The sequence below is a fragment of the Pseudomonas tohonis genome, assembly GCF_012767755.2.
In the GTDB taxonomy this organism is placed as follows: domain Bacteria; phylum Pseudomonadota; class Gammaproteobacteria; order Pseudomonadales; family Pseudomonadaceae; genus Metapseudomonas; species Metapseudomonas tohonis.
The window spans coordinates 546324-562591 of record NZ_AP023189.1 but is presented as its reverse complement, the minus strand read 5'-3'; the positions used below and the strand labels follow the sequence as shown (position 1 = coordinate 562591).

Genomic DNA, 16268 nt, shown 5'->3' with positions numbered 1-16268 from the left:
ACGGCAGCCGCCAGGTCGCCGTCGCATCGATATCGAGTTCCCACATTTCTGTACGCAGGACGCGCTACCGGAAGGAGAGCCAGGATGAGCATGGAACGTCTCAGTCAACAGGTCGATGCCTACGTGGCCTGGAAACGCGAGCTGGTCCGCGAGATCACTCGCTACCGCAGCTGGCTGGAGCACAACCGCCTCAACTCCGCCGCGGTGCAGGACAAGCTCGAGCGCGCCCTGCGCCTGCTGCGCACCGACCACATCACCCTGGCCTTCGTCGGCGAGTTCTCCCGCGGCAAGACCGAGCTGATCAACAGCCTGTTCTTCTCCGAGTTCGGCCAGCGCATGCTGCCGTCCCACGCCGGGCGCACCACCATGTGCCCCACCGAGCTGTTCTTCGACCCGCGCTCGGAACGCTCCTATATCCGCCTGCTGCCGATCGAGACGCGCACCGCCTCGGCCAGCGTCGCGCAGTTCAAGCGCATCCCCCGGCACTGGGTGAACATCCCGCTGGACACCAGCGACCCGGACAACATGGTCCAGGCCTTCACCCAGGTGGCCAAGACCAAGCCGATGCCGGTGGAGCAGGCGATCCAGCTGGGCTTCCACCCCGACGCCCTCGAATCCGCCGGCCGCCCCGGCATGGTGCTGGTGCCGGCGTGGCGCCACGCGATGGTCAACTTCGACCACCCGCTGCTGCGCCAGGGCCTGCGCATCCTCGACACCCCGGGCCTCAACGCCCTGGGCAGCGAGCCGGAGCTGACCCTGTCGATGCTGCCCAGCGCCCAGGCGATCATCTTCCTGCTGGCCGCCGACACCGGCGTCACCGCCAGCGACATGGACATCTGGCAGCAGCACATCCGCCAGCTCGACGAGGACACCCAGACCAGCCTGTTCGCCGTGCTGAACAAGATCGACGTGCTCTGGGACGACCTGGCCGGCGAGACCTTCGTGCAGAACGCGATCCGCCAGATCCAGGAGTCCACCGCCCGCCAGCTCGGCATCCGCCGCGAGGACGTGTTGCCGCTGTCGGCCAAGCAGGCGCTGCTGGCCAAGGTGCGCAAGGACCATGAACTGCTCGAGCGCAGCCAGATGGCCAACCTCGAGACCCTGCTCTGCGAGCGCATCGTCGCGCAGAAGGAACGCCTGCTCGAAACCCGCGTGGTCAACCAGGTGCTGGCCCTGCTGCAGAACAGCCAGCACGTCCTGAGCCTGCGCCTGGAGAAGGTGCGCGAGCAGCAGGAGCTGCTCAGCAACCACCAGCAGGACAATGGCCAGATGCTCTTCGAGCTGACCGCCCGCACCAAGGAAGACCATGCCCGCCACCACCGCCGGCTGCTCGGCCTGAAGACCAACCAGCGCCTGCTCAAGCGCCAGGGCGACACGCTGCGCGCCGCCGCGCGCCCCGAACGCCTGGAGGAGCACCTGGCCAAGGTGCGGCGCAACCTCACCAGCAGCTGGACGACGGTCGGCATCAACCAGGCCATCCTGCATTTCTTCCGTTCGGTGGAGGCCGACCTGCACAGCCTCGAACACGAGGCCGACATGGCCAACAAGATGGTCCTGGCCATCTACCGCCGGCACAACGAGGAGAACCCGCTGCAAGGCGTCGACGCTCCGCAGTTCGATGTCTTCCGCTACCAGCGCGAGCTGCGCCAGCTGCGCGGCAAGGCCGACCAGTTCCGCCTGCACCTCAAGACCCTGCTCACCGAGCAGCGCCTGCTGACCCGCCGCTTCTTCGCCACCCTGGTGCAGGAAGTGATCGGCATGCACCAGCGCCTGCGCCAGGACGCCGCGCAGTGGGCCAACGAGGCGCTGATGCCGCTGATGCAGAACACCCTGGAGCACAAGCAGCTGCTGGAAACCCACATGCTGCGCCTCAAGGCCCTGGCCCAGGACACCCAGCAGGCGCGCCAGCGCGTGCTGCAGCTGTCGCGCTACACCGACGAGCTGGAGAAGCAGCTGGCCCAGGCCAACGACATGCTCCGCGCGCTGCGTCGCCCGGCGCCCATCCAGCGCCAGGGCAAGGTGGTCAGCCTGCCCGGCCTGGTGCGCCAGCAACACGAGGCCTGAGCCTTTCGATTCAAGGGTTTGGCCGCCGTCCCGCCTGCTTGCCGGGTGGGACGGTGCTCTTTAGACTGGCGCCCTTCCCAGATAAAGAGCAGCGGCTGCGATGCCCACCGTCATCCCCGAAGATTCCGTCGGCCTGGTCACGCCCCAGGTGCAGCGTTTCAGCGAACCGCTGCCGCTGGCTTGCGGTCGCAGCCTGGCCGAGTACGAGCTGATCTACGAAACCTACGGCGAGCTGAACGCCAGCCGCAGCAACGCCGTGCTGATCTGCCACGCCCTCTCCGGCCATCACCACGCCGCCGGCTACCACAGCATGGAAGACCGCAAGCCGGGCTGGTGGGACAGCTGCATCGGCCCCGGCAAGGCCATCGACACCCGCCGCTTCTTCGTCGTCAGCCTGAACAACCTCGGTGGCTGCAACGGCTCCACCGGCCCCTCCAGCATCAACCCGGCCACCGGCAAGCCCTTCGGCGCCGACTTCCCGGTGATGACGGTGGAGGACTGGGTGCACAGCCAGGCACGCCTGGCCGACACCCTGGGCATCAGCCAGTGGGCCGCCGTGGTCGGCGGCAGCCTCGGCGGCATGCAGGCCCTGCAATGGACTATCAGCTACCCCGAGCGCGTGCGCCATTGCCTGGCTATCGCCTCGGCGCCCAAGCTCTCGGCGCAGAACATCGCCTTCAACGAAGTGGCGCGCCAGGCCATCCTCACCGACCCGGAATTCCACGGCGGCCATTTCCAGGACCAGGGCGTGATCCCCAAGCGCGGCCTGATGCTGGCGCGCATGGTCGGCCACATCACCTACCTCTCCGACGATGCCATGGGTGAGAAATTCGGCCGCGGCCTGAAGAGCGAGAAGCTCAACTACGACTTCCACAGCGTCGAGTTCCAGGTGGAGAGCTACCTGCGCTACCAGGGCGAGGAATTCTCCGGCCGCTTCGACGCCAACACCTACCTGCTGATGACCAAGGCCCTGGACTACTACGACCCGGCCGCGGCCCACGACGGTGACCTGGCCAGGACCCTGGCCGGCGCCACGGCGGACTTCTGCGTGATGTCCTTCACCACCGACTGGCGCTTCTCCCCGGCCCGCTCGCGGGAGATCGTCGACGCCCTCACCGCCGCGCGGAAGAACGTCTGCTACCTGGAGATCGACGCGCCGCAGGGCCACGACGCCTTCCTCATGCCGATCCCGCGTTACCTGCAAGCCTTCAGCGGTTACATGAACCGCATCGCCGTCTAAGGGAGCCACCGTGCGCGCCGACCTCGAAATCATCCAGGACTGGATCCCCGCCGGCAGCCGCGTGCTCGACCTCGGCTGCGGCGACGGCGAACTGCTGGCCTGGCTGCGTGACCACAAGCAGGTCACCGGCTACGGCCTGGAGATCGACCCGGACAACATCGCCCAGTGCATCGGCAAGGGCGTCAACGTCATCGAGCAGGACCTGGACAAGGGCCTGGGCAACTTCGCCAGCAACAGCTTCGACGTGGTGGTGATGACCCAGGCGCTGCAGGCCGTGCACTACCCCGACCGCATCCTCGAAGAGATGCTGCGCGTCGGCCGCCAGTGCATCATCACCTTCCCCAACTTCGGCCACTGGCGCTGCCGCTGGTACCTCGCGCGCAACGGCCGCATGCCGGTGTCCGAGTTCCTGCCGTACACCTGGTACAACACGCCGAACATCCACTTCTGCACCTTCAAGGACTTCGAGGCCATGTGCCGGGACATGAAAATGAAGGTGCTCGACCGCCTGGCGGTCGACCATGAGCACCGCCACAACCTGGGAAGCCGTCTATGGCCTAATCTCCTGGGTGAGATCGGCATCTATCGCGTCAGCGGCCCCAGCGTGCTGGAAAGCCGTATCGCGATCTGACTGGAGACCGCCACCATGCGCCGCCTGACCCTTTTCCTCTTCGCCCTGTGCCTGGCCCTGCCGGCAGCAGCCGAACGCAAGCAGACATTCGGCGACCTGGATGTGCACTACAGCGCTTTCAACTCGAGCTTCCTGCAGCCCGATGTCGCCGCCGCCGTCGGCCTGATCCGCAGCAAGACCCAGGGCGTGGTCAATATCGCCGTGCTCAAGGCCGGCAAGGCCAGCACCGCCCAGGTCAGCGGCCAGGTCAAGGACCTGCTCGGCAAGGTCACCCCGCTCACCTTCAAGCAGGTCAACGAGGGCGGCGCCATCTACTACCTGGCGCAGTTCCCCTTCAGCCAGCGCGAGATGCTCAACTTCACCCTGACGGTGCAGCAGGGCGGAGGCGCGCCGAACACCTTCAACTTCGACCAGGAATTCTTCCCAGACGAATGATGCCCTTCAAAGAACTGGTGCTGGCCAGCCACAACGCCGGCAAGCTCAAGGAACTCCAGGCCATGCTCGGCGACAGCGTGCGTGTGCGCTCGATCGGCGAGTTCAGCGACGTCGAACCCGAGGAAACCGGCCTGACCTTCGTCGAGAACGCCATCCTCAAGGCGCGCAACGCCGCCCGCGTATCGGGCCTGCCGGCCCTGGCGGACGACTCCGGCCTGGCCGTGGACTTCCTCGGCGGCGCCCCCGGCATCTACTCGGCGCGCTACGCCGACGGCCAGGGTGATGCGGCCAACAACGCCAAGCTGCTGGCCGCTCTGAAGGACGTGCCGGAAGCCGAGCGCGGCGCGCAGTTCATCTGCTCCCTGGCGCTGATGCGTCACGCCGACGACCCGCTGCCGATCCTCTGCGAAGGCGTCTGGCGCGGCCGCATCCTCTTCGAGGCCCGGGGCGAACACGGCTTCGGCTACGACCCGCTGTTCTGGGTGCCGGAGGGCGACTGCTCCAGCGCCGAGATGCCGCCCGCCGAGAAGAACCGCTTCAGCCATCGCGCCCGCGCCATGGCCCTGTTGAAGCAGCGGTTGGGGATATGAAGAAGGAAGCTGCAAGCCACGAGCTGCAAGCCACAAGCGAAGAAGCTCCAAACTTGCCGCTTGCAGCTTCGAGCTTCCAGCTGCCGCCTCTGGCGGCTTACATCCACATCCCGTGGTGCGTGCGCAAGTGCCCGTACTGCGATTTCAACTCCCATGCCGCCGGCCCCGAGTTGCCCGAGGAGGCCTATGTCGACGCGCTGCTGGCGGACCTGGACGCGGACCTGCGCCACGTCCACGGTCGCGAGCTGACTTCGATCTTCTTCGGTGGCGGCACGCCCAGCCTGTTCAGCGCCAACGCCCTTGGCCGCCTGCTGGATGGCGTGGAGCGGCGCGTGCCCTTCGCCCGCGACATCGAGATCACCCTGGAAGCCAACCCGGGCACCTTCGAGCAGGCCAAGTTCTCCGCCTACCGGCAGTTGGGCATCAATCGCCTGTCCATCGGTGTGCAGAGCTTCCAGGAAGCCAAGCTCAAGGCCCTGGGCCGCATCCACGACGGCGGCGAGGCGATCCGCGCCGCCGACATGGCGCGCAAGGCCGGCTTCGACAACTTCAACCTCGACCTGATGCACGGCCTGCCGGAGCAATCCATCGAGGACGCCCTGGACGACCTGCGCATCGCCATCGAGCAGGCACCGACGCACCTGTCCTGGTACCAGCTGACCATGGAGCCGAACACGGTGTTCTGGACCCAGCCACCGGAGCTGCCCGAGGACGACATCCTCTGGGACATCCAGGAGGCCGGTCAGGCGCTCCTGGCCGAGCACGGCTACGCCCAGTACGAGGTCTCCGCCTATGCCCGGGAAGGCCGGCGCGCGCGGCACAACCTCAACTACTGGACCTTCGGCGACTTCCTTGGCATCGGCGCCGGCGCCCACGCCAAGCTGAGCGATCCGGCCGGGCACATCGTGCGCACCTGGAAGACCCGCCTGCCCAAGGACTACCTGGACAGGAGCAAGCCCTTCCAGGCCGGCGAGCGGGTGCTGGACGCCGGCGAGCTGCCCTTCGAGTTCCTGATGAACGTGCTGCGCCTCACCGACGGCGTGCAGGCCGAGCTGTTCACGACGCGCACCGGCCTGCCGCTCTCCGGCCTCGCCGAAGCACGCCGCGAAGCCGAGGCTCGCGGCCTGCTGGACGCCGACCCGGCACGCCTGGTGGCGACCCGGGAAGGCCAGCTGTTCCTCAACGACCTGCTGCAACACTTCCTGCCCTGAGGGCTAAGGACAACGGATGGACCTGCTTCTGGACCTGGTCGCGACCCTCTCCCGCTGGAGCCGCAGCCACCTCTACGACATCTCCCTGGCCATCATGGCGACTCTGCTGGTGCTGCTCGGCCCCGGCATCAACGCCTGGATCCAGCAACGCATCGGCGGCCTCAACTTCCTCTTCCGCACACTGCTGTTCGTCGCCCTGTGCGCGCTGGGCTACGGCCTGGCGATGATCTTCCTCACCCCCTGGCTGGCCAAGGGCCTGGGTTATTTCAACAACTACACCCTGGCACCCGTCCTGCTACTAGTCTTCTTCCTGATCGGCGTCCTCGCCGACCGCAACTGAGGCCCAGGGCACGCTCCGGCGGCCACTGGCCGCCACGTCATCGACACGGAGCACGCCATGAAGCCGATCAAGCATCTCTACATGCACTTCCAGGACGGCCAGCGCCTGGCGCTGCGCTTTCCCCAGCAGTCCAGCGACCCGGTCGAGGTCGCGCGCGGGCTGCGCAAGCAGATGGAGTCGTCGTTCGTCAGCATCGAGGTGGACGGCGACCTGCTGCTCATCCCCCGCGAGAGCATCAAGTACATGCAGATCAGCCCTGCCCCGCCAGCCCTGCCGGAGCAGACCATCATCGGCGCGGAAATGATCAACTAGCGACGCGCGGACTCGGCCTGCCCCGCACGCCCGGACGACACTTCGCGCCCAATAAAAAGCCGCCCCGAAGGGCGGCTGGAGTGGCCAGGCAGGCCGGAATATCAGTTGCCTTCGCGGCGCAGGGCCTGCGGCGTGAAGTCACGCGGGCTCAGGGGCGCGTTGAAGTCGTACATGGGCTCGTTGTTGTCGAGGCCATCGGCGAAGTAGCGGCCGCCCTTGAAGTCGTAGATGGTCTCCAGGGTGCTGCCGAACATCGGTACATCGTAGTAGCTGATCGGGTGGCTTTCCTGCAGGCCGATCAACTGGCCGTCCTTGTCGTACAGGTCGACCGCGAGAATCTGCCAGCTGTCCTCGTCTATGTAGAAGCGGCGCTTGGCATAGGGGTGGGCGAAGCCCTTGCGCAGGGTCGCCTCGACCACCCAGGTGCGGTGCAGCTCGTAGCGCAGCAGGTCCGGGTTGACGAACTTGGTCTTGAGGATCTGATCGTAGGGGATGCCCTTCTGGTGCACGGCGTAGCTGTTGTAGGGCACCAGGGTTTCCTGCTTGCCCACCAGCTTCCACTCGTAGCGCTCCGGGGCACCGTTGTAGGAGTCGACGACGTCGGCGGTGGCCATGCCGTTGGTGTCCGGCTGCAGGGTGTCGTAGGCCAGCATCGGCAGGCGACGCACGCGGCGTTCGCCACGGTTGAAGCGCCACGCCTTGCGGATCGACAGCACCTGGTCGAGGGTCTCCTGCACCACCAGCGCGGAACCGGCCAGCTTGGCCGGCGCTACGACGGCGTACTTGTAATAGAAGATGGTGTTTCCCAGGTCCTTCGGCTGCACGCCGTCACGGCCGTACACGAAGTAGATGTTGCGATCCAGCTTGAGCAGGTTGTAGCTGCCGTTGGCCAGCACCGCCGCCTGGTTGGTGACGAAGTGGATCTGGTCGCCGCGGTAACGCAGGATGTGGTTCCAGATGACTTCCAGGCCGCTGGAAGGGATCGGGAAGGGGATGCCCGCCGCCACGCCCTGCACACCGTTGCCGCCGGCGATCAGCTCGCCGTTGAGGGCGTTGAAGCGGGTGGCGTCATAGATGCGCTGCGGCGCCGCGGCGCTGCGATGGGTGGGGAACACGCGCACGGAGTAGTCCGGGTAGGTCTCCACCAGCGCCTTGAGGCCGGCCGGCAGCTGCGCCGCGTACTGGCCGACGTTCTTGCTGTTGATGACGTACTTGGGGGCCTCGGCCCCGAAAGGGTCGGGGTGGTGCATGCCGGGCTGGTAGCCCGCTGGCGGCGTCGATTGGCCGCCGTCCCACGCCGGGATCGAACCCTCGGTATTGCCCGCACGCTGACCGCCCAGCGGCGTCAGCTCCCCACCGAGCCGCGCGGCATCGTCGGCACCGACCTTGGCCTGCGCCTGCAGGGCACAGGAGGCCAGAAGCAGAATTGCAAACTTTCTCAACACAGCCTTCTCCTCGCGGTGCGTTCGAGTCGCACCGCTATTGTTCTTGTGCCACCACCACTATAGGCGGGGCTCTTTATCTACGTCGGATCAGGTGAGGGTGCCGTCCTGGCGCCGGGTGGTCCCGGTCTAAGGGTTGTGCTCGTCCGTGGCGTTCGCGGCCTGGGCCGCGAAGGTGTATCAGTCGATGCGCTGGAACTTGAGGTCCCATACGCCGTGGCCGAGGCGCTCGCCGCGGCGTTCGAACTTGGTGATCGGGCGCTCTTGCGGGCGCGGTACGTAACGACCGTCTTCCGCCAGGTTGCGGTAGCCGGGCGCGGCGTTCATCACCTCCAGCATGTGTTCCGCGTAGTGCTCCCAGTCGGTGGCCATGTGCAGCACGCCCCCGATGCGCAGCTTGCTGCGTACCAGTTCGGCGAAGGCCGGCTGGACGATGCGACGCTTGTGGTGGCGCGACTTGTGCCATGGGTCCGGGAAGAACAGCAGCACGCGCTCGAGGCTGGCATCGGCCACGCAGTCGCGCAGCACTTCCAGGGCGTCGCAGCTGTAGACGCGGATGTTGGTCAGGCCTTGGGTCATGGCGCCGTTGAGCAGCGCGCCAACGCCGGGGCGGTGAACCTCGACGCCGATGAAGTCCTGCTCCGGCGCGGCGGCGGCCATCTCCAGGGTGGCGTGGCCCATGCCGAAGCCGATCTCGAAGGTGCGCGGGGCGCTGCGGCCGAACACCGCGTCGAAGTCACGCGGGCCGTCGGCCAGCTCCAGGCCGAATTTCGGCCAGCCCTGGTCGAGGCCACGTTGCTGGCCTTCGGTCATGCGCCCGGCGCGCATCACGAAACTCTTGATGGTGCGGTGACGCACTTCGCCGGCTTCTGCCGGCGAGTCCTGCTGTTCAGTCATGGTTTATCTCAGCGGATCAGACCATCCAGCGGCGACGAGGCGCTGGCGTAGAGCTTGCGCGGCATGCGCCCGGCCAGGTAGGCGAGGCGGCCGGCGACGATGGCGTGCTTCATGGCCTCGCCCATCATCACCGGGTCCTGGGCGTGGGCGATGGCGGTGTTCATCAACACGGCCTCGCAGCCCAGTTCCATGGCGATGGTGGCATCGGAAGCGGTGCCCACGCCGGCATCCACCAGCACGGGGACCTTGGCTTCCTCGAGGATGATGCGCAGGTTGTAGGGGTTGCAGATGCCCAGGCCCGAGCCGATCAGGCCGGCCAGGGGCATAACCGCGATGCAGCCCATCTCGGCCAGTTGGCGGGCGATGATGGGGTCGTCGCTGGTGTAGACCATCACGTCGAAACCTTCCTTGACCAGCACTTCGGCGGCCTTGAGGGTCTCGATCACGTTGGGGAAGAGGGTCTTCTGGTCGGCCAGGACTTCCAGCTTGACCAGGTTGTGCCCATCCAGCAGCTCGCGGGCCAGGCGGCAGGTGCGCACGGCCTCTACCGCGTCGTAGCAGCCGGCGGTGTTCGGCAGGATGGTGTAGCGGCTCGGCGGGATCACGTCGAGCAGGTTGGGCTCGCCGGGGTTCTGGCCGATGTTGGTGCGGCGCACCGCGACGGTGACGATCTCGGCACCCGAGGCCTCGATGGCGCGGCGGGTTTCGTCGAGGTCCTTGTACTTGCCGGTGCCGACCAGCAGGCGCGACTCATAGGTACGACCAGCCAGGGTGAACGGCTTGTCGATCGGCGTTTGGCTCATGAGGACTCCTAGCGGGCGGCCTAGCCGCCACCGATGGCGTGTACCACTTCGACCCGGTCGCCTTCGCTGAGCGCGGTGGCGGCATGCTGGCTGCGCGGCACGATATCGAGGTTGAGTTCGACCGCGACACGGCGGCCAGTCAGGTCCAGGCGCGCGATCAGGTCCGCGACGGTCTGGCCGTCGGGCAGCTCGAAAGGTTCGCCGTTCAACTGAATGTGCATGACGATGCGGTCACAACTTGAGGGGTCGGCATTCTAGCCCGATCCATGCCGATGACCAAGGCTGAATGGCGCCATTCGTCCTCATTTTTGACGCCAGGGTCAGACTCGGGACGATCAGCGTGCCGCCAGTTGCCAGGCCGCCAGACCGAGGCACAGCCAGCCGCCGAGGAAGGCCACGCCACCGAAGGGCGTGATGATGCCGAGCTTGCCGACACCGCTGAGGGTGAGCGCGTAGAGACTCCCGGAGAACAGCAGGATGCCGAGGGCGAACAGCCCGCCGGCGGCGTTGGCCAGGCGCCCGGGCAGGTGCAGGGACAGCAGGCCGACGCCGAACAGGGCGAGTGCGTGGATCAGCTGGTAGTGGGTGCCGGTCTGGAATACCGCCAGGTGCTCGGGCGTGAGGCGGGCCTTGAGGCCGTGGGCGGCGAAGGCGCCGAGGGCAACGCCGGTGAATCCGGCGAAGGCGGAGAGCAGCAGGAACAGACGGGCCATCGAAGACTCCAGACAAGTAGGAAGCGGTCGCTATAATGGCGCGCAAACCATCCCCCGGCCAAGCCACGCATGTTCCGATCCCTCAGCCGTCGCCTGTTCAAACTGCTGCTCTGGTTCGTCGCCGGCTCGGTGCTGCTGGTCCTGCTGTTCCGCTGGGTGCCGCCGCCCGGGACCATGTTGATGGTGGAGCGCAAGATAGAGTCCTGGATCGACGGCGAACCCATCGACCTCAAGCGCAGCTGGCGCCCCTGGAAGGAGCTGCCGGACGACCTGAAGATCGCGGTGATCGCCGCCGAGGACCAGAAGTTCGCCGAGCATTGGGGCTTCGATGTCCCGGCGATCCGCGCCGCCCTCGCCCACAATGAGCGCGGCGGCTCGCTGCGCGGCGCCAGCACCCTGAGCCAGCAGGTGGCCAAGAACGTCTTCCTCTGGTCCGGCCGCAGCTGGCTGCGCAAGGGGCTGGAGGCCTGGTTCACCGCGCTGATCGAGCTGTTCTGGTCGAAGCAGCGCATCCTCGAGGTCTACCTCAACAGCGTGGAATGGGGCGATGGCGTGTTCGGCGCCGAGGCGGCGGCCAGGTACCATTTCGGCATCGGCGCGCCCTACCTGTCACGCCAGCAATCGAGCCTGCTGGCCGCCGTGCTGCCCAACCCGCGCGAGTGGCATGCCGGGCGCCCAGGCAACTACGTCGCGCGCCGCGCCGGCTGGATCCGCCGGCAGATGACCCAGCTCGGCGGCACCCACTACCTCGAGCAGCTCAAGCCGGCCACACCGATCTGATCAGTGCCTGAGCGTGCTGCGCGGCACCACGCGGACCTGATGCACCTGTTCGTCGAGCACATGGGCGGTCAGCCCCTCGGCCGGATAGACCCAGGCCTCGCCCTCCCCCAACTGCAGGCGCAGGCGCGGCTGGCCGATGCTGGCGGCAAGGCGCGAGGCCGCCGGTGGCTGCTGCGGACGCAGTTCCAGCGCGGCCAGGCGGTGCCCGGCCAACTGCTCCAGCATCTGCGGGCTCAATGGTTGGTCGCCCTGGCCAGCGTCGGTCCCCAGGGCCTTGAGCAGGCTCTCGCGCTCGCCCGCGTCCAGGGCCAGCTCCGCTTCCAGGTTGCAGGCATCCGCACCGTCACCGGTGCTGCGGAACAGCAGGCGCGGCCCGTCGCTGCCGGGCTGCAGCCACAATTCACCCGGTGACTCGCGGTTCAGCGCCCCCAGGGTCAGTTCGCCCTCGGCCATGGGCTCCAGCAACGGCTGCTGCCAGGCGCTCACCCAGGCCAGCGGCGTGCCGGACTCGCCACCGCGCTGCATCCACAGCGCCAGGGAGAAGAAGGCCGCTGCGACCAGGACGAACAACAGCCAGTGTCGCGGACGGAGTGGGGGCATCGGCATGGTTCGCTCCGGGCAGAAAAAAGCCGCCCGAGGGGGCGGCTTGGATGGGGTCGCTGGCTTACGCCTGGATGAAGCCCTTGAGCTTGTTCATCGCATTCTTCTCCAGCTGACGGATACGCTCGGCGGAGACGTTGTACTTCGCGGCCAGGTCATGCAGGGTCGCTTTCTCCTCGGCCAACCAACGCTGGTTGAGGATGTCACGGCTGCGCTCGTCCAGGCCTTCCAGCGCTTCGTGCAGGCTGGCGGTGGAGCTGTCGCTCCAGTCCGCTTCCTCCAGTTGGCGGGCCGGGTCGTAGCGGTGGTCTTCCAGGTAGTGGGCCGGCGACTGGTAGGCGGTGTCGTCGTCGGCATCCGCCGCCGGGTCGAACGCCATGTCGTGGCCGGTCAGCCGGCTTTCCATCTCCCGCACTTCATGCGGCTCCACGCCCAGGCTCTCGGCCACGGCGTGGACTTCGTCGTTGTTCAGCCAGGCCAGGCGTTTCTTCTGGCTGCGCAGGTTGAAGAACAGTTTGCGCTGCGCCTTGGTGGTGGCGACCTTGACGATGCGCCAGTTGCGCAGGATGAACTCGTGGATCTCGGCCTTGATCCAGTGCACCGCGAAGGACACCAGACGCACGCCCATTTCCGGGTTGAAGCGTTTCACGGCCTTCATCAGGCCGACGTTGCCTTCCTGGATCAGGTCGGCCTGGGCCAGACCATAGCCGGAGTAGCTCTTGGCGATGTGTACAACGAAGCGCAGGTGCGCCAACACCATTTGCCGCGCCGCTTCCAGATCCTGTTGGTAGAAGAGGCGTTCGGCCAGTTCGCGCTCCTGATCGGGGGTCAGCAGCGGGATGCCGTTGACCGCATGCACGTAGGCATCCAGGTTCGCACCGGGAGCCAGGGCATAGACAGGTTGCAGGGAAGTGGTCATGCGAATCCTCCGATTCACTAAGCTCGCGCAGTTTAGCACTGGCTTTTATGACTGCAAGGGGGCGTAAAAGTTTCGTTACACCCCATCGGGAGCAGCCTTTCCCGAAGCGTTTCTAGCGGGGCGCGAGCTCGCTCAGATGACGCGCCACGGCCAACCAGGCGCCAATGTAGCCCAGCAGCACGGCGCCCAGCAGCAAGGACAGACCATCGGCCAAGGGCACGCCGCCGAGGGCGAAGTCGCTGCCATAGAGGCCGGCGAGTCGGACCACCGCGTCATTCAGCCAGTCCAGGCCGAAGGCCAGCACCAGCCAGGAGAGCAGGCCGGCGCCAATGCCGTAGAGCGCCCCCATATAAAGGAAGGGACGCCGTACGTAGGCATCGGTTCCACCTACCAGCTTGATGACTTCGATCTCGGTGCGGCGGTTCTCGATGTGCAGACGGATGGTGTTGCCGATCACCAGCAGCAGCGCCGACACCAGCAGCAGGGTCAGGCCGAAGACGAAGCGCTCGCCCAGCTTGAGGATCGCCGACAGGCGCTCCACCCAGACCAGGTCGAGCTGGGCCTGTTGCACCTTGGGCAGCTCGGCCAGGCGCAGGCGCAGGGCCTCGAGGGTGGTCTTGTCGACTTCCCTGGGGGTGACCAGGATCACCCCGGGCAGCGGGTTCTCCGGCAGTTCCTTGAGCGCCTGGCCCAGGCCGGACTGCTGCTGGAATTCGTCCAGCGCCTGCTCGCGGCTGATCCACTCGACCTCGGCGACATCCGCCATGCCGCTGATCTCCTCGCGCAGCTTCTGGCCGTCGGCCTCGCCGGCGTCCATCTGCAGGAACAGCGAGATCTGCGCGGCGCGCTGCCAGGAACCACCCAGGCGCTCGACGTTGTTGAGCAGCAGCGACAGGCCCATGGGCAGGCTCAGGGCGATGGCCATCACCAGGCTGGTGAAGAAGCTGCCGATGGGCTGGCGGCCCAGTCGACGCAGGCTGTCCACCAGGCTTGCGCGATGCGCCTCCAGCCAGGCGTGCAGCAGGGCACTGAAATCAGGGCCGTCGTCGCCGCCCTTCTGCGGCTCGGTCGGCTTGGCGGTTGCGCCCACCCGCTCGGCGGGCTTGGGTGGCGGCATGCGGGTCGCGCTCATCAGCCGGCCTCCCCATCGCCGATCAGGCGACCACGTTGCAGGGTGAGCATGCGATGGCGCATGCGGGCGATCAGCGCCAGGTCGTGGCTGGCGATCAGAACCGTGGTGCCCAAGCGATTGATGTCCTCGAAGACGCCCATGATCTCGGCCGCCAGGCGCGGGTCGAGGTTGCCGGTGGGCTCGTCCGCCAGCAGCAGGGCCGGACGGTGCACCACGGCGCGGGCGATGCCGACGCGCTGTTGCTGGCCGGTGGAAAGATCGGCCGGGTAGAGCTCGGCCTTGTCGGCCAGGGAGACACGCTCCAGCGCCACGCCGACGCGCTTGGCGATCTCCGGCTTGGCGAGGCCGAGGATCTGCAACGGCAGGGCGACGTTGTCGAACACGGTGCGGTCGAACAGCAGCTGGTGGTTCTGGAACACCACGCCTATCTGCCGGCGCAGGAAGGGGATCTGCGAGGTGGTGATCTGCGACAGGTCCTGGCCCGCCAGCAGGAGCTTGCCGGTGGTCGGGCGCTCCATGGCGAGCAGCAGGCGCAGCAGGGTGCTCTTGCCGGCGCCGGAGTGGCCGGTGACGAAGAGGAACTCGCCACGGCGTACGCGGAAGCTCAGTTCATGCAGGCCGACGTGGCCGTTGGGGTACCGCTTGCCCACCTGCTCGAAACGGATCATGCGCGCTCCCGCTCCGCGAACAGCGCGCGAACGAAGGACTCGGCCTCGAAATCGCGCAGGTCGTCGATGCCCTCGCCGACGCCGATGTAGCGGATCGGCAGGCCGAACTGCTTGGCCAGGGCGAAGATCACCCCGCCCTTGGCGGTGCCGTCGAGCTTGGTCAGCGCCAGGCCGGAAAGGCTGACCGCCTGGTGGAACTGCTTGGCCTGGTTGATGGCGTTCTGGCCGGTGCCGGCATCCAGCACCAGCAGCACCTCGTGGGGGGCGCTCTCGTCCTGCTTGCCGATCACGCGGCGCACCTTCTTCAGCTCCTCCATGAGGTTGTCCTTGGTGTGCAGGCGGCCGGCGGTGTCGGCGATCAGCACGTCGATGCCACGGGCCTTGGCGGCCTGCACGGCATCGAAGATAACCGAGGCGGAATCGGCACCGGTGTGCTGGGCGATGACGGCGATGTTGTTGCGCTCGCCCCAGACCTGCAGCTGCTCAACGGCTGCGGCGCGGAAAGTGTCGCCGGCGGCGAGCATGACCTTCTTGCCTTCGAGCTGCAGCTTCTTGGCCAGCTTGCCGATGGTGGTGGTCTTGCCGACGCCGTTCACGCCGACCACGAGGATCACGTAGGGGCGCTTACCGGCATCGATCCGCAGGGGCTGCTCGACCGGCTTGAGCAGCGCGGCGAGTTCGTCCTGCAGGGCCTTGTACAGGGCGTCGCTGTCGGCCAGCTGCTTGCGCGCGACCTTCTGGGTCAGGCTCTGGACGATGGCGGTGGTGGCCTCGACGCCGACGTCGGCGGTCAGCAGGCGGGTCTCGATCTCGTCGAGCAGGTCATCGTCGATGGCCTTGCGCCCGAGGAACAGGCTGGCCATGCCCTCGCCCAGGCTGGCGCTGGTCTTCGACAGGCCCTGCTTGAGGCGGGCGAAGAAACCGGCCTTGGCGGCTTCGGCCACGGGCTGCGGCTGGGCCGGTGCGGCGGCAGGCGCGTCGACGGCGGGCTCGGCAGCCGGAACAGGAGCCTCGACAACCGGCGCCGGGGCGAGCTCGGCGGTCGGCGCGGGGGCGCTGACGACAGGCTCGACCGGCGCTGCAGGTGCAGGTGCAGGTGCAGGTGCAGGTGCAGGTGCAGGTGCAGGTGCAACAGGCTCGGCCGGGACCGGCGCCAGGTCCACCGGCGGCTGCGGCGCAGCGGGGGTGGGCTCGGGCTGCGGCTCGACCGGCGGGGCGGCGGGTGCCACCTCGGCAACGGGTTCCGCCACGGGCGCAGGTGCCACGGGCTCCGCCTCGACGGGAGGCAGCTCGGATGGGACGGGTTCTGCGGGCGGCACGGGAGCCGCTTCCTGCGGTTTCTTGCGCAGCCAGCCGAACAGTGATTTTTTCTCAGCGGCCTCGGCCGGCGTCTTCTTGTCGTCGTTGGAACCAAACATGGGTAGCTTGTATCTCAAGGAGCGGCCGCTCTGGGCCTGGCCCGGTAGCGTCGCCGTGCCGGAAAGGGATGGA

Annotated in this window: 19 protein-coding genes; 9 read left to right on the top strand and 10 right to left on the bottom strand. The window is 67.3% G+C overall.

The window, feature by feature from the left end; all coding sequences use genetic code 11:
• The first annotated feature begins 84 nt into the window (after positions 1-84).
• The 8 genes from HSX14_RS02640 to HSX14_RS02605 all read left to right on the top strand — a co-directional run bounded on the left by HSX14_RS02640 (position 85) and on the right by HSX14_RS02605 (position 6823).
• Entirely contained in the window at positions 85-2064 is a 1980-nt protein-coding gene (locus tag HSX14_RS02640) for a dynamin family protein (RefSeq protein ID WP_173175080.1), read from the top strand.
• Between the two features lie 100 nt (positions 2065-2164).
• Entirely contained in the window at positions 2165-3304 is a 1140-nt protein-coding gene (gene metX / locus HSX14_RS02635; protein ID WP_173175082.1) for a homoserine O-succinyltransferase MetX, read from the top strand.
• 10 nt (positions 3305-3314) lie between these two features.
• Positions 3315-3935: a methionine biosynthesis protein MetW gene (gene metW / locus HSX14_RS02630; protein WP_173175084.1), complete on the top strand. Its 621-nt coding sequence runs from the start codon at positions 3315-3317 to the stop codon at positions 3933-3935.
• Positions 3936-3950: 15 nt separating this feature from the next.
• Complete coding sequence (locus tag HSX14_RS02625) at positions 3951-4370, top strand: DUF4426 domain-containing protein (protein WP_173175086.1); 420 nt, start codon at positions 3951-3953, stop codon at positions 4368-4370.
• Positions 4367-4960 carry an RdgB/HAM1 family non-canonical purine NTP pyrophosphatase gene (gene rdgB / locus HSX14_RS02620; RefSeq protein WP_173175088.1) on the top strand — a complete coding sequence of 198 codons (594 nt, stop codon included), beginning with the start codon at positions 4367-4369 and terminating at the stop codon, positions 4958-4960. The genes HSX14_RS02625 and rdgB overlap by 4 nt, the downstream gene beginning before the upstream one ends.
• A 53-nt stretch (positions 4961-5013) precedes the next feature.
• Positions 5014-6171: a radical SAM family heme chaperone HemW gene (hemW, locus tag HSX14_RS02615; protein ID WP_228723534.1), complete on the top strand. Its 1158-nt coding sequence runs from the start codon at positions 5014-5016 to the stop codon at positions 6169-6171.
• A 16-nt stretch (positions 6172-6187) separates the two neighbouring features.
• Positions 6188-6511, top strand: coding sequence for a DUF3392 domain-containing protein (locus tag HSX14_RS02610; protein ID WP_111262610.1), 324 nt, complete (start codon positions 6188-6190; stop codon positions 6509-6511).
• 57 nt (positions 6512-6568) lie between these two features.
• Complete coding sequence (locus HSX14_RS02605; protein ID WP_173175092.1) at positions 6569-6823, top strand: hypothetical protein; 255 nt, start codon at positions 6569-6571, stop codon at positions 6821-6823.
• Between the two features lie 101 nt (positions 6824-6924).
• On the opposite strand, the gene HSX14_RS02600 is transcribed toward HSX14_RS02605, so the two are convergent.
• The 5 genes from HSX14_RS02600 to HSX14_RS02580 form a co-directional block, all read right to left on the bottom strand.
• Positions 6925-8268 carry a DUF1329 domain-containing protein gene (locus tag HSX14_RS02600; protein ID WP_173175094.1) on the bottom strand — a complete coding sequence of 448 codons (1344 nt, stop codon included), beginning with the start codon at positions 8266-8268 and terminating at the stop codon, positions 6925-6927.
• A 177-nt stretch (positions 8269-8445) separates the two neighbouring features.
• The gene (gene trmB, locus HSX14_RS02595; RefSeq protein WP_173175096.1) at positions 8446-9162 is read right to left on the bottom strand and encodes a tRNA (guanosine(46)-N7)-methyltransferase TrmB; all 717 of its coding nucleotides are present in this window, start codon (positions 9160-9162) and stop codon (positions 8446-8448) included.
• Positions 9163-9170: 8 nt separating this feature from the next.
• Positions 9171-9965 (bottom strand): thiazole synthase, encoded by a 795-nt coding sequence (locus tag HSX14_RS02590; protein ID WP_111262614.1) that lies wholly within the window; start codon positions 9963-9965, stop codon positions 9171-9173.
• Positions 9966-9985: 20 nt separating this feature from the next.
• Positions 9986-10186, bottom strand: a complete 201-nt coding sequence (gene thiS, locus HSX14_RS02585) for a sulfur carrier protein ThiS (RefSeq protein ID WP_111262615.1) — start codon at positions 10184-10186, stop codon at positions 9986-9988.
• Positions 10187-10300: 114 nt separating this feature from the next.
• Complete coding sequence (locus HSX14_RS02580) at positions 10301-10678, bottom strand: DUF423 domain-containing protein (protein WP_173175098.1); 378 nt, start codon at positions 10676-10678, stop codon at positions 10301-10303.
• A gap of 69 nt (positions 10679-10747) precedes the next feature.
• Here HSX14_RS02580 and mtgA point away from each other — a divergent pair, with 69 nt between their 5' ends.
• Positions 10748-11458: a monofunctional biosynthetic peptidoglycan transglycosylase gene (gene mtgA / locus HSX14_RS02575; protein WP_173175100.1), complete on the top strand. Its 711-nt coding sequence runs from the start codon at positions 10748-10750 to the stop codon at positions 11456-11458.
• Here the strand turns inward: mtgA and HSX14_RS02570 are convergent, their stop codons facing one another.
• The 5 genes from HSX14_RS02570 to ftsY all read right to left on the bottom strand — a co-directional run bounded on the left by HSX14_RS02570 (position 11459) and on the right by ftsY (position 16195).
• On the bottom strand, positions 11459-12064 hold the full coding sequence (locus HSX14_RS02570; RefSeq protein ID WP_173175102.1) for a hypothetical protein: 606 nt from the start codon (positions 12062-12064) through the stop codon (positions 11459-11461).
• A 58-nt stretch (positions 12065-12122) separates the two neighbouring features.
• Positions 12123-12977 carry an RNA polymerase sigma factor RpoH gene (rpoH, locus tag HSX14_RS02565; protein ID WP_173175104.1) on the bottom strand — a complete coding sequence of 285 codons (855 nt, stop codon included), beginning with the start codon at positions 12975-12977 and terminating at the stop codon, positions 12123-12125.
• A 112-nt stretch (positions 12978-13089) separates the two neighbouring features.
• Positions 13090-14109: a permease-like cell division protein FtsX gene (gene ftsX / locus HSX14_RS02560; protein WP_173175105.1), complete on the bottom strand. Its 1020-nt coding sequence runs from the start codon at positions 14107-14109 to the stop codon at positions 13090-13092.
• Positions 14109-14777 (bottom strand): cell division ATP-binding protein FtsE, encoded by a 669-nt coding sequence (gene ftsE / locus HSX14_RS02555; protein ID WP_021218338.1) that lies wholly within the window; start codon positions 14775-14777, stop codon positions 14109-14111. Before ftsE ends, ftsX begins: the two co-directional genes overlap by 1 nt.
• On the bottom strand, positions 14774-16195 hold the full coding sequence (gene ftsY / locus HSX14_RS02550) for a signal recognition particle-docking protein FtsY (RefSeq protein ID WP_173175107.1): 1422 nt from the start codon (positions 16193-16195) through the stop codon (positions 14774-14776). Before ftsY ends, ftsE begins: the two co-directional genes overlap by 4 nt.
• Between the last annotated feature and the right edge of the window lie 73 nt (positions 16196-16268).